Source organism: Streptomyces sp. NPDC090021, from assembly GCF_044748225.1.
In the GTDB taxonomy this organism is placed as follows: domain Bacteria; phylum Actinomycetota; class Actinomycetes; order Streptomycetales; family Streptomycetaceae; genus Streptomyces.
Genome location: NZ_JBIVFO010000015.1, coordinates 75703 through 87706, shown reverse-complemented (window position 1 = coordinate 87706; position 12004 = coordinate 75703). Strand labels below are relative to the sequence as shown.

10 protein-coding genes are annotated in these 12004 nt (G+C 72.4%); 8 read left to right on the top strand and 2 right to left on the bottom strand.

Translation table 11 applies throughout. The features are described from left to right. Positions 1 to 63: 63 nt before the first annotated feature. The 3 genes from ACIPXC_RS14475 to ACIPXC_RS14465 all read left to right on the top strand — a co-directional run bounded on the left by ACIPXC_RS14475 (position 64) and on the right by ACIPXC_RS14465 (position 2214). Entirely contained in the window at positions 64 to 705 is a 642-nt protein-coding gene (locus ACIPXC_RS14475; protein ID WP_401616993.1) for a TetR/AcrR family transcriptional regulator, read from the top strand. Between the two features lie 31 nt (positions 706 to 736). After that, positions 737 to 1753, top strand: coding sequence for a serine/threonine dehydratase (locus tag ACIPXC_RS14470; protein ID WP_401616990.1), 1017 nt, complete (start codon positions 737 to 739; stop codon positions 1751 to 1753). A gap of 95 nt (positions 1754 to 1848) precedes the next feature. Further along, positions 1849 to 2214 carry a hypothetical protein gene (locus ACIPXC_RS14465; protein ID WP_401616987.1) on the top strand — a complete coding sequence of 122 codons (366 nt, stop codon included), beginning with the start codon at positions 1849 to 1851 and terminating at the stop codon, positions 2212 to 2214. 43 nt (positions 2215 to 2257) lie between these two features. On the opposite strand, the gene ACIPXC_RS14460 is transcribed toward ACIPXC_RS14465, so the two are convergent. Continuing rightward, positions 2258 to 3313, bottom strand: a complete 1056-nt coding sequence (locus tag ACIPXC_RS14460) for an AraC family transcriptional regulator ligand-binding domain-containing protein (RefSeq protein ID WP_401616985.1) — start codon at positions 3311 to 3313, stop codon at positions 2258 to 2260. Between the two features lie 270 nt (positions 3314 to 3583). On the opposite strand from ACIPXC_RS14460, the gene ACIPXC_RS14455 reads away from it, so the two are divergent. Then, complete coding sequence (locus ACIPXC_RS14455) at positions 3584 to 4969, top strand: serine hydrolase domain-containing protein (protein WP_401616982.1); 1386 nt, start codon at positions 3584 to 3586, stop codon at positions 4967 to 4969. 3 nt (positions 4970 to 4972) lie between these two features. Here ACIPXC_RS14455 and ACIPXC_RS14450 read toward each other — a convergent pair whose 3' ends face one another. Next, positions 4973 to 5104, bottom strand: coding sequence for a hypothetical protein (locus ACIPXC_RS14450; protein ID WP_401616979.1), 132 nt, complete (start codon positions 5102 to 5104; stop codon positions 4973 to 4975). Positions 5105 to 5550: 446 nt separating this feature from the next. Between ACIPXC_RS14450 and ACIPXC_RS14445 the strand changes: the two genes are divergently transcribed. From ACIPXC_RS14445 to ACIPXC_RS14430, 4 genes are all read left to right on the top strand, one after another. Then, entirely contained in the window at positions 5551 to 6888 is a 1338-nt protein-coding gene (locus tag ACIPXC_RS14445; protein WP_401616976.1) for an ABC transporter substrate-binding protein, read from the top strand. Positions 6889 to 6989: 101 nt separating this feature from the next. Beyond that, positions 6990 to 7883: a carbohydrate ABC transporter permease gene (locus ACIPXC_RS14440; protein WP_401616973.1), complete on the top strand. Its 894-nt coding sequence runs from the start codon at positions 6990 to 6992 to the stop codon at positions 7881 to 7883. Further along, positions 7880 to 8821: a carbohydrate ABC transporter permease gene (locus tag ACIPXC_RS14435; protein WP_401616970.1), complete on the top strand. Its 942-nt coding sequence runs from the start codon at positions 7880 to 7882 to the stop codon at positions 8819 to 8821. The genes ACIPXC_RS14440 and ACIPXC_RS14435 overlap by 4 nt, the downstream gene beginning before the upstream one ends. A gap of 88 nt (positions 8822 to 8909) precedes the next feature. Continuing rightward, positions 8910 to 11933 carry an alpha-mannosidase gene (locus ACIPXC_RS14430; RefSeq protein ID WP_401616967.1) on the top strand — a complete coding sequence of 1008 codons (3024 nt, stop codon included), beginning with the start codon at positions 8910 to 8912 and terminating at the stop codon, positions 11931 to 11933. The last annotated feature ends 71 nt before the right edge of the window (positions 11934 to 12004 follow it).

The following is a 12004-nucleotide window of genomic DNA, read 5'->3' as shown; positions in this document are numbered from 1 at the left end:
GCAATATGGCTGCAAGGACTGTCACACGAAAGGGGAGATACGTCGTATGATACGGTGTATCTCATGCCGAGGAGATCAGACGCCCTGGACCGCGCCACCCCGGAGGCCATCGCGGTCGCCGCCCTGCGGATCCTCGACGAGGAAGGGCCGCAGCGCCTCAGCTTCCGCACCCTCGCCGACCGGCTCGACGTCTCCCACGCCACCGTCCAGCGCCGCTGCGTGGACCTCGCCGGACTCCTCGACCTGTGCACCGAGCACCTGGCCGCGCAGCTCCCCGAGATCCCCGCCGGCACCGACTGGGCCGAGGCCACCGAAGAACGCTTCCGTGCGCTCTACCGGCTCCTCACCGCCCACCCCGGGCTGCTCGTACTGCGCGGCGGCCGGCCCTGGCTCGGCCGGCAGCTGCTGGCCCGGCTGGTCGAGCCGGCCCTCGCCGACAGCGTGGCCGCGGGGATGACCGTCGCCGAGGCGATCACCGCCTACCGCCGCATGTACCTGCTCACCCTGGGCAGCGCGGCCTTCGTGGACCACCGGGATCCGGCCGGCGCCACCGCCGCCTCGCGCGCGGCCCTGGCCGCGCTGGATCCCGAGGAGTTCCCCGTACTGTCCGGCGCAATGCCCGACGTACTGCCGGTCCTGACGGACCACGAGGTGTACCACGGCGCCCTGCGCCAGCTGATCGAGGCCGCCCGGCCCGCCACCTGACCCGGCCCGCCACCTGATGGGGAGACCGACCATGGAACGTCCGCAGCACCCGCAGCATGCGCAGCACCCGCACCTGGCGCAGCAGCTCGACTACGCCGCCGTGCGCGCCGCCGCCGCGCGGATCGCCGGGGGCGTGAGGCCCGTCACGGTGGCGCCCGCCGCCGACGGCGTCTGGTACGCGCTGGAATACCTCCAGCACACCGGCACCTTCAAGGCGCGCGGCGCCCGCAACTTCCTCGCCGCCCACCACGAGGCCGGCGCCCTTCCGGCCGCGGGCGTCACCATCGCCTCCGGCGGCAACGCCGGGCTCGCCTGCGCCTGGGCGGCCCGCGCACTGTCCGTGCCCGCGACGGTCTTCCTGCCCGCCAACGCCCCGCGGGTGAAGGTGGAACGGCTGCGCGGCTACGGCGCCGACGTCCGGCTCGTCGGCGACCGGTACGCCGAAGCGCTCGCCGCCTGCCGGGAGTTCGCCGCCGGGAGCGGGGCGCTGAGCAGCCACGCCTACGACCATCCGCTCATCGCGGCCGGCGCCGGAACCCTGCTCGACGAGATCCGCAGCGTCCTGCCCGGGCTGGACACCGTGGTCGTGGCGGTGGGCGGCGGAGGCCTGTTCGCGGGAGTCGCCACCGCCGCCCGCGAACACGGCGTACAGGTCGTCGCGGTCGAACCGGAGAACTGCCGGGCCCTGAACGCCGCGCTGGAGGCGGGCCGGCCCGTCGACGTGACCGTGGACTCCGTGGCCGCCGACTCCCTGGGGGCCACCCGGGTCTCGGCCGACGCGCTGACGGCCGCGCAGGACAAGAACGTGACGTCGCTCCTCGTCCCCGACGAGGCGATCACGGCGGCCCGGCGCGCCGCCTGGGAGGAGCACCGGATCGTGGTCGAGGCGGGCGCGGCCACCGCCCTGGCGGGCCTGCGCGAAGCCAGGGAACCCCTGGGGGAGCGCGTCGCCGTCGTCCTGTGCGGGGCCAACACCGACCCGAGGGACCTGTCCCTGCATACACCGCACGCCGGGCCGACCCCGAACGACGATCGTTGCGGCGGCTGACGACTTTCGAGGACAGCCCGCGCCCCCCGTGCCTTGCGAGGGTGTGAGTGTCCAGGCGATCACCGCCGGACGTGAACCGACTTGGAGGAACGGGCGTGGCTCAGCGCAAGGGTTGTCTGATCGGCTGCGGCGTGGCGCTGGTGCTGGGCATAGGCGCCGTCATCGCGGTCGTCTTCGGCGTGGGGAAGATCGTCGACATGGCGGACAAGAGCCTGCTCGACCCCGCGGTCTACGAGAGCGTGCAGACCGGTGACGCGGAGAGCGACGTCCGTGCGAAGCTCCCGTCGGGCGAGAGCTTCGTCAAGGGCGCCCTCAAGGAGGGCGGGCCGGTCGAGCCCGAAGGCAGCACCTGCGCCTGGTACGTCTCCACCGGCGAGACCGACCTGGGCACGGAGACGGTGCTGCGCTTCTGCTTCAAGGACGGCAAGCTCGCGGAGAAGACCAAGTACCCCATGAAGTGACGGTGTCGGCGCCGGCCGCGGGGGGTGTCAGCCGCGGGTGGCGTCAGCCGCCCGGAGCCGCGGGCGCCGCGAGCCCGCCCGCGGTGCGGATGTCGCGGGGCGCCCGCCCGTCCCAGCGCCGCACCGCCCGGCGCAGCGCGCGCATGTCGCTGTAGCCGACCCGGGCCGCGATCACCTGGAGCGGCAGATCGGTGGTGCGCAGCAGCTCCATGGTCCGCTCCTGGCGCACGGACTCGACCTCCTCGCGCCAGGTCGTGCCGAGTTCCCGCAGGCGTCGTTGCAGGGTGCGCGGGCTCATCGCCAGCCGTCCCGCCACGTACTCCAGGTTCACGGTGTCCTCCCGGAAGGCGCCGGCGAGGACCATCCGGAAGCTGTCCTGCCAGAGCATCACCGGCTGGGCGGCCGCCAGCGTCAGCCGGGCCTGGTGCGCCAGCAGGAGGTCCAGCCCCGGCTGCGCCTTGGGCAACGGCGCCCGCACGTCGTCGTCGTGGAAGGTGATCGAGTTGTACGGCGCCTCGAAGTCGACGCGGGTCGTGCCGAAGAACTCCGCCAGTCGCCGGTACCCGCCGGGCGCGCCGTGTGTCACGGAGATACGCAGCGGGACCAGGGGCCGCCCGGTGGCGGCGCGCGCCCGGGTCAGGAACATCGCCAGCGCGAACCAGTCGATCGCCTCCACCACGTCCGGTCCCCAACTCCCCGTGGCGTGCCGGACAGTGAGACTGCGTCCGTCCTCCTCGACGAGGAGCTTCTCGTTCGCCGGGTCGCCGATGACGGCGCTGTACTCCACCACCTGCTTCAGGGACTCCCGGAGGCTGGGGCCGCTGGTGATCAGGTAGTCCCACAGGCCGAACGTGCCGATCGGCGCCTCGGCGGTGAGCAGCGCGCCGACCGCCGTGCCCGGCTCGGTGAGCGTCAGCTCCTCCCACACGGCCAGCGCCGACGGGGTGGAGACCCGGGCCAGGTCGTTGCCCAGCACCTCGGGGCCGAGGTCGTGGAACCGGGCGAACCTGCCCATGTCCCCGCCCGACCGGCGCAGGGCGTCGACGATGAACCGCGCGAGGTGCACGGAGATGGTGCCGTGGGCGTGGGTGGGCTGCATAGACCGGTTGACGTTACCAGCCGGCCGGGTGAACCTTCCCGTACGGTGTGCGGCCTGGCGCCCGGATGCCCCTGTGCGGCGCGAAACGTTCCCTCCTGGCGCGCCGCCGTCCCCCGGTGGCGCCGACGGTTCCCTTGCTGACGCGTGAAGGCCCTTATGGACGTCCGCGGCACCGGCCTACGGTGGCGGTGATCACGGGTATGCGGATCGAGGACCGCCTGCGCCCACGTGCCGTGATCCGTACGAGACCACCGAGTCGAAGGATCCGACGTGACGTTCTCCCCTGCCCACTGGCAGAGCCGCCTCGATGCGTTGCGCGCCGCCCATCACGTTCCCGGTGCCGTCCTCGCGGTCTTCGCCGACGGGCGGATCCACGAGTTCGCCAGCGGCCTCCTGCACCGCGGAACGGGTGTGGAGGCCACCACGGACTCGGTGTTCCAACTGGGCTCCATAGCCAAGATCTACACGGCCACACTGGTCATGCAGCTCGTCGACAGCGGCCGCCTGGACCTGGACATGCCCGTCGCCGCGATCCTCCCCGAGTTCTCCCCGGCCGGCGCCCGCGGTGCGGACAAGGAGATCACCGTACGCCGGCTCCTCAGCCACACCAGTGGCCTCACCGGCGACTTCACCCACGACAGCGGGCGCGGCGACGACTGCCTAGCCGGCTACGTGCGGGCGGCCCGGAACGTGGGGCTCGACTGCCCGCCCGGCACCGCCGTCTCCTACAGCAGCGTCGGCTACACCATCCTCGGCCGCATCGTCGAGATCGTCACCGGACGCACCTGGGACCAGGCGCTGAAGGAGCGGATCGCCGCCCCCCTGGGCCTGACCCGCACCATGACCCTGCCCGAGGAGGCGCTGGCCTTCCGTACGGCGATGGGCCACGTCCCGGGCGACGGACCCGACCCCGAACCGGCGCCGGCCTGGGACATGACGCCCCGTTCGGCAGGACCGTACGGGCGCGTCCTGGCCTGCGCCGCCGACGTGCTGCGCCTGGCCAAGATGCACCTGGACGGCGGCGCCACCGCGGACGGCACCCAGGTCCTGGGCGCCCGCTCCGTCGCGGCGATGCAGCGCTGGGAGGTCGACGTCCCCGACCGGTGGACGGTGAGCGCGGACGGCTGGGGACTGGGCTGGTCCCTCTACGACTGGAACGGCGTCCCCGGGTACGGCCACGACGGCGCCGCCCTCGGCCAGTACGGCTACCTGCGGGTCGTTCCCGGTGCCGACACCATCGTCGTCCTCCTCACCAACGGCGGAGGCGCCCGCCACCTCTACGCCGACCTGTTCCGCGAGCTCCTCGCGGACCTCGCCGGAGTGCGCCTGCCACCGCCCTTCGCGCCGCCCCCGCACCCGCCGGCCGTCGACATGGCCCCGCTGCTCGGCACCTACCGCCGAGAGGGAGCCGTCATCACGGTCAGCGCCCCCGACGGCATCCCGCACCTGCGCTACGAGGTCGCCGACGGCATGCCGGACTTCACCCCGCCCCTGGAGACGGACCTCACCCCGCTCAGTGCGACGGTCTTCGCCGCGGCCGGCACGGCGGGCACCCCGCTCGGCGAGCCCTGGACCCCGGTGGTCTTCGCCGCCCTCGTCGACGGCACCCCCTGCTGCTACATCAACATGCGCTGCGCCCCCCGGACGACGCGCTGACGGCTACGGGACGGCGAGGCGGAGACGGGCGAGCGGCCCGGCGACCCTCTCGGCGGTGCGGACCGGCAGCCCGGCGGCCCGGTCGCCGATCCAGGCCACTACCCGCTCCCGCCCGTGCGCGTCGCACAGCGCCATCGGCCGGCACCTCGGCGGAGGGAATCGCACCGAGGCTCCGCAGCGACTCCAGCCGGGCGAGGCCGTCGTCGGTGAGGCAGTGGGCGAAGAGGGCCGCGTCGCCGGAAAGGGTGATTCCCGGGTGATTCCCGGGTGATTCCCGGCGTGGAGGTAAAGCGCATTAGCGCGGCCCGGGGGAAAGGGGCGACAAGGAGTCAACATTGACGTGCGTGCCGCCGGGTCGTCGCATCGGGGCCGGCAGGGCAGGGCTGTGCACTGAAGCGCATCAGCCCAGTTCGGAGACGGGGTGCCGGGACCCGTCCGCATGTCCCGGGCGTAGGCGCCCGATTCGGCACCCGCGTATCGTCGGCCAGCCGCAACTCGGCCTCATTGACGCCGACTTGCATTCCCGTAAGCGTGGGCACCGCCTCCGGCGACGAGGCCGGACTTCTGTGGAGGCGGCGACGATGACCCGTTCGAACCCGACCCGTAAGGCCCTTGTCGTGCTGGTGTCCGGCGCACTCCTGTCGACCGCCGCGTGCGGTCTCGGCGGCGCGGGTGCCGGGGACGGCGAGGAGGCGGAGCGGACGGGCCGGGTGGCCGGCGAGATCACCTTCCGGACCCTGCAGCTGAAGCCCGCCTTCACCGGCTACGTACAGGCCGTCATCGACGCCTTCGAGAAGGAACACCCCGAGGTGAAGGTCAACTGGGAGGACGTGCCGGGAGACGGGTACAACGAGAAGCTGGTCGCCGATGCCCAGGCCGGTGCCCTCCCGGACGTGGTCAACCTCTCCACCGACTCCTTCCAGCTCCTCGGCGACCGCGGCATGCTCGCCGACGTCGCGAAGCTCGACGGCGACTCGGCCGGGGAGTACGTACCGGGCGCCTGGGAGCAGTTCAAGCTGCCGGGCAAGGGCGACAGCGTCTACGCCTACCCCTGGTACGTGACCCCGGAGATCCTCACCTACAACAGGGAACTCTTCGAGAGGTCCGGCCTGGATCCGGCCGTTCCGCCCACCAGCGTGGAGCAGTTCTTCGACTACGCCGAGCAGATCGCCGCCCGGTCCGGCGGCCGGTACGCGGCCTTCATGGCCGATCCCAAGGGGCGGCTGCCCGGTGACTGGCAGAAGATGGGCGTCCCCGTCCTCAGCGCCGGGAAGGACCGGTTCACCTTCGACACCGACCAGGCCGTCGCATGGGTGGAACGCATGAAGGACCTGTACGACAAGGGCGCCATGCCCAAGGAGTCCCTGCTCAACTCCGCCGACATCAACCAGCTCTACGGCGGCGGCAAGCTCGTCTTCGGCCCCGGCTCCCCGGGGTTCGTCAAGGACATCAAGCACAACGCCCCGCAGGTCTACGCCAAGACCCGCGTGGCGGGAGCGGTCACCGGCCGGCTCGGGCACATCGGCATCTACGCCCAGTCGCTCGGCATCAGGAAGGACACCAAGCACCTCGACGCGGCCGCGGCGTTCGCGAAGTGGGTCACCAACGGCCCCAACCAGGTGGAGTTCTCCCGGAAGGCCACCATCTACCCCTCCAACGCCCGGGGCCTGGCCGACCCCTTCTTCTCCGACAGGGGCGACGGCAGCGACGCCGAGACGCTCGCCCGCGCGGTCGGCGCCGAGCAGTTGAAGACCGCCGCCCTCGACGCCAACACCCCGGTCCAGTGGACCAACCAGGTCGGTGACGCCGTCGTACGCGAGGTCCAGAAGGCCATCAAGGGCGAGCAGGACGCCCGGACGGCGGTGCGGAAGGCCGAGGAAGCGGCGAACAGGCTCCTCGCCGACGCGGCCCGCGGATGACCGCCGTCGGCGCAGGCCGGCCCGCCGCCACCGGACACCCGCCGGCCCACCCGCCCGCGCCACGGGACGCGCGACGCCGTCGCAGGGCGGCGCTGCGCGCCATGGACGCCGGGACCGGGCTGCCCCACCGCGCCTGGTGGACGCCGTACCTCTTCCTCGCCCCCGGCCTGCTGATGGTGGTGCTGTTCAGTCTCTGGCCGTTCGTCAACACCGTCGTCCTCTCCTTCACCAACGCCCGGATCCTGCGCGGCGGCGGCTTCGTCGGCCTCGACAACTACCGGCGGGCCCTCGCCGACCCCGACTTCTGGGTCGCGACCGGCAACAGCGTGCTCTATCTCGTGGTCGTCGTCCCCTGCCTGGTGCTGCTGCCGCTGGCCCTCGCCGTCCTCGTCCGGGCGGAGATCCCCGGCATCGGCTTCTTCCGTTCCGCCTTCTACACCCCGGTGATCGCCTCCGCCGTGGTCGTCGGGCTGATCTGGCAGTGGGTCCTGCGCAGCGACGGCCTCGTCAACACCGTCTTCCGCCGGCTCCACCTGGTCTCCGAGCCGGTCCCGTTCCTGACGGACAGCACGATGCTGCTGGTCTCCGCGATGATCGTGACCGTGTGGAAGGGCCTCGGCTACTACATGGTCTTCTACCTGGCGGCCCTCGGAAACGTCCCCGCCTCCCTCCACGAGGCCGCCGCGATCGACGGCGCGGGGCCCGTCCGCCGTTTCTTCAGCATCACCGTGCCGCAGGTGAAGCCGATGATGCTGCTGGTCGGAACCCTCTCCGCCATCTCGGCCCTGCGCGTCTTCACCGAGATCTACATCCTCGGCGGGGAGAGCGGCGGGCCCGGCGGCGGCGCCCGTACGCTGCCCTTCCTCATCCGGCAGGTGGGGCTCGGCTTCGCCGGTGAGACCGGCTACGCCTCCGCCATCTCGATCCTGCTGTTCCTCCTCACGCTGGGGTTCAGCCTGCTGGGCCGCCGCCTGACGAAGGGGGACGAGGGATGAGCACGACACCCCCCACCAGAGCCGACCGGGCGGACCGCGCCGTCCGGGCCGTCCGGGCCGACCCCGCCGACCGGGCCGCCCCCGCCGTCCGGGCCGACCGGGCCAGCCGCGCCGGACGGGCGCGCCGCCGGCTCGGACCGGCCGCCCGGTACGGCACGCTGCTGCTCATGCTCGTGGTCATGCTGGGCCCGATCGTCTGGCAGTTCCTGACGTCGATCCGCGGCCGCACCGAGAACGTGTACGACGGCGTGCTGCCCACGCGGCCCACCCTCGACAACTACGTCCGGGTCGCCGAGTCCTTCCCGCTGCTGCAGTACGTCGGCAACACCCTTCTCGTCGCGGTCCTCGCGGTCACCTCGAACATGCTCTTCGCCGCGATGGGCGGGTACGCCCTGTCCCGCGCCGCCTGGAAGGGGCGCGAGGTGGTCTTCACCGTCCTCGTCGCGACCCTGATGTTCCCCTTCGAGTCCGTGATGATCTCGATGTTCCTCACGGTCCGCGGGATGGGTCTGGTCGACACCCTCGTCGGCGTGTGGCTGCCCGGAGCGGTCTCCGTCCTCAACATCATGATCATGAGGGCGGCCTTCCTCGCCGTGCCCAGGGAGGTCGAGGAGGCCGCCGTCCTCGACGGGGCGGGCGAGTGGACCCGCTTCACCCGGGTCTTCGTCCCCTCCGCCAAGGGCGCCCTGGCCGTCGTCTGCATCACCAGCTTCATGGGCGCCTGGGACGACTTCCTGTGGCCGCTGCTGGTCCTCACCGACAGCGACCACTACACCCTCCAGCTCGGCCTGAAGACCCTGGCGGGCGCCACCACCGTCAACGACCAGCGGCTCATCGCCGCCGGCGCGATGGCCGCGCTCCTGCCGATGATGCTCCTCTTCTTCGCCCTCCAGCGCTTCTTCTTCAAGGGCGTGGGCGAGGGGGCCGTCAAGATCTGAGCCGGACCGTCCGACGCACCGGCCCGCAGGACGCGCACCGGCCCGCAGGCCCCGTACCGACCGACCACCACCTCCGGGAGCAGCTGTCATGCATGACGACCGCAGCATCACCGAACACCGTCTCCGCCGGGTGCTCCACGAGCGCATCAAGCCCGCCGTCCACTCCAGCCCGCTTGCGCTGACCGTCGAGCGCTGGGACGCCCCGGGCGAGCCCGTCCCCGTCGCCGAGGGCCTGGCGGCGCCCTACGAGCCCTGCGCGCCGGGCGATCCGTGGGGCCCGGCGTGGGGCACCACCTGGTTCAAGGTCACCGGCAGTGTCCCCGCCGGGTGGGCGGGACGGACCGTGGAGGCCGTCCTCGACCTCGGCTTCGACCGGATGATGCCGGGCTTCCAGTGCGAGGGCCTGGTCCACCGGGCCGACGGCGGCGAGATCAAGGCCCTCAACCCGTACAACGACTGGGTGCGCGTGGCCGACCGCGCCGAGGGCGGCGAGCGGATCGAATGGTACGTCGAGGCCGCCTCCAACCCCGTCCTCGTCGACCACCGCCCCACCTACGAGGGGGACGCGCGCACCAGCGGCAACGAGCCCCTCTACCGCCTCGCCCGGATGGACCTCACCCTCTTCGAGACCGAGGTCTGGGAACTGGTCCAGGACCTCGAAGTGCTCTACGAGCTGATGACGCAGCTCGACACCGAGGACGCCCGCCGGTACGGGATCCTGCGCGCCCTCGATGCCGCCCTGGACGCGGTCGACCTCACCGACGTGCCCGGCACGGCGGCCGCCGCCCGCGCCCGCCTCGCCGGGGTCCTCGCCGCCCCCGCCCATGCCTCCGCGCACCGCATCAGCGCGGTCGGCCACGCCCACATCGACTCCGCGTGGCTGTGGCCGCTGCGCGAGACGGTGCGCAAGGTCGCCCGTACCACCTCCAACATGGTCGCCCTCATGGACGACCACCCCGAGTTCGTCTTCGCCATGTCGCAGGCGCAGCAGCTCGACTGGATCAAGACGCACCGGCCCGAGCTCTTCGAACGGGTCAAGAAGAAGGTCGCGGACGGACAGTTCGTGCCGGTCGGCGGCATGTGGGTGGAGTCCGACACCAACATGGTCGGCGGGGAGGCGATGGCCCGCCAGTTCCTCTACGGCAAGAAGTTCTTCCTCGACGAGTTCGGCATCGACACCCACAACGTCTGGCTGCCCGACTCCTTCGGCTACACCGCCGCCATGCCGCAGATCGTCAGGCTCTCCGGCTCCCAGTGGTTCCTGACCCAGAAGATCTGCTGGTCGCAGGTGAACAGCTTCCCCCACCACACCTTCTGGTGGGAGGGCATCGACGGCAGCCGCGTCTTCACGCACTTCCCTCCCGTCGACACCTACAACTCCGACCTCGGCGGCGCCCAGATGGCGCACGCCGCCCGCAACTACCGTGAGAAGGGGCGTGGTTCACGCTCGCTGACGCCCTTCGGCTGGGGCGACGGCGGCGGCGGCCCCACCCGCGAGCACCTCGCCCGCGCCCGCCGCCAGCGTGACCTCGAAGGCTCCCCGCGCATCGAGATCGAGCCGCCCGACGCCTTCTTCGAGAAGGCCCGCGCCGAGTACGAGGACGCGCCCGTCTGGGCCGGCGAGCTCTACCTGGAGCTGCACCGCGGCACCTACACCTCCCAGGCCAAGACCAAACAGGGCAACCGGCGCAGCGAATCCCTGTTGCGCGAGGCCGAGCTGTGGGCCGCGACCGCCGCGGTGCGGGTGGCGGGGTACGCGTATCCGTACGAGGATCTGGAGCGGATCTGGAAGACGGTGCTCCTCCACCAGTTCCACGACATCCTGCCCGGGTCCTCCATCGCCTGGGTGCACCGGGAGGCCCGCGAGACGTACGGGCAGGTGGCCGGGGAACTCCGGGAGATCACCCTCGCCGCGCAGCGGGCGCTGGCGGGGGAGGGCGCCGAGGAACTGGTCTTCAACTGCGCCCCGTACGCCCGCCGCGGTGTCCCGGCGGGCGGGGCGGGCCGCCCGGCGCAGCCGGCGGAGCCGGTCACCGTGGAGGACCGGCACGGAGGCGGGCACGTCCTGGCCAACGGCCGGCTGCTGGTGGAGGTCGACGGCCGCGGCCTGATCGTCTCCGTCTACGACCTGGAGGCGCGCCGCGAGTCCGTCGCTCCGGGGGCCGCCGCGAACCTGCTCCAGATCCACCCCGACTTCCCCAACATGTGGGACGCCTGGGACGTGGACGCGTTCTACCGTAACAACGTCACCGACCTCGTCGGCCTGGACGGTCTGGAGGTAGCCGAGAGCGGGCCGCGGGCGGTGACGGTACGGGTGACCCGCTCCTTCGGGAGGTCCAGGGCGGTCCAGCGGATCACCCTGCGGGCCGGGGCCAAGACGGTCGACATCGTCACGGACGTCGACTGGCACGAGACGGAGAAGTTCCTCAAGGCGGCCTTCCCGCTGGACGTGAAGGCCGAACGGACCGCTTCCGAGACGCAGTTCGGGCACGTGTTCCGGGCCACGCACACCAACACCTCCTGGGAGGCGGCCAAGTTCGAGATCTGCGCCCACCGCTGGATCCATGCCGAGGAGCCCGGCTGGGGAGTCGCCCTGCTCAACGACTCCACGTACGGGCACGACGTGACCCGCGAGGTACGGGCCGACGGCGGCCAGACCATCACCGTCCGGCTCTCCCTGCTGCGGGCCCCGCGCTACCCGGACCCGGAGACCGACCAGGGCGCCCACACCCTGCGCTTCTCGCTGGCGCCCGGCGCGGGCATCGGGGACGCGGTCCGCGAGGGCCACGCCCTGAACCTGCCCGAGCGCACCCTCACCGGCGCCGGCCCGGTCGACCCGCTGCTGGCGGTCGACGAGGACGCGGTCGTGGTCGAGGCGGTGAAACTCGCCGAGGACCGCAGCGGTGATGTCGTCGTCCGCCTCTACGAGTCCCGCGGCGGACGCGCCCGTGCCACCCTCAGGGTCGACTTCCCGGTCGCGGAGGCCGTCGAGAGCGACCTGCTGGAGCGGCCCCTCGCGGGCACGGCCGTCGCCGTCCCGGCGGCGGACGGCACGGTCGCCCTGACCCTGCGCCCCTTCCAGATCGTCACGGTCCGTCTCCGCCGCGCCTGACGGGCGCCCGAGCGGGTCCCGGCCGGGCCGTCGGCGCCGGGGCCCGTCGGCCGGTGCGCTCCGTGGTCCGG

What these genes read in the sequence shown, in the direction of transcription:
- ACIPXC_RS14475 (WP_401616993.1), top strand. Translation starts at nt 64, where the DNA reads ATGCCGAGGAGATCAGACGCCCTGGACCGCGCCACCCCGGAGGCCATC.
- ACIPXC_RS14470 (WP_401616990.1), top strand. Translation starts at nt 737, where the DNA reads ATGGAACGTCCGCAGCACCCGCAGCATGCGCAGCACCCGCACCTGGCG.
- ACIPXC_RS14460 (WP_401616985.1), bottom strand. Translation starts at nt 3,313, where the DNA reads ATGCAGCCCACCCACGCCCACGGCACCATCTCCGTGCACCTCGCGCGG.
- ACIPXC_RS14450 (WP_401616979.1), bottom strand. Translation starts at nt 5,104, where the DNA reads ATGGCGCTGTGCGACGCGCACGGGCGGGAGCGGGTAGTGGCCTGGATC.
- ACIPXC_RS14445 (WP_401616976.1), top strand. Translation starts at nt 5,551, where the DNA reads ATGACCCGTTCGAACCCGACCCGTAAGGCCCTTGTCGTGCTGGTGTCC.
- ACIPXC_RS14440 (WP_401616973.1), top strand. Translation starts at nt 6,990, where the DNA reads ATGGACGCCGGGACCGGGCTGCCCCACCGCGCCTGGTGGACGCCGTAC.
- ACIPXC_RS14435 (WP_401616970.1), top strand. Translation starts at nt 7,880, where the DNA reads ATGAGCACGACACCCCCCACCAGAGCCGACCGGGCGGACCGCGCCGTC.
- ACIPXC_RS14430 (WP_401616967.1), top strand. Translation starts at nt 8,910, where the DNA reads ATGCATGACGACCGCAGCATCACCGAACACCGTCTCCGCCGGGTGCTC.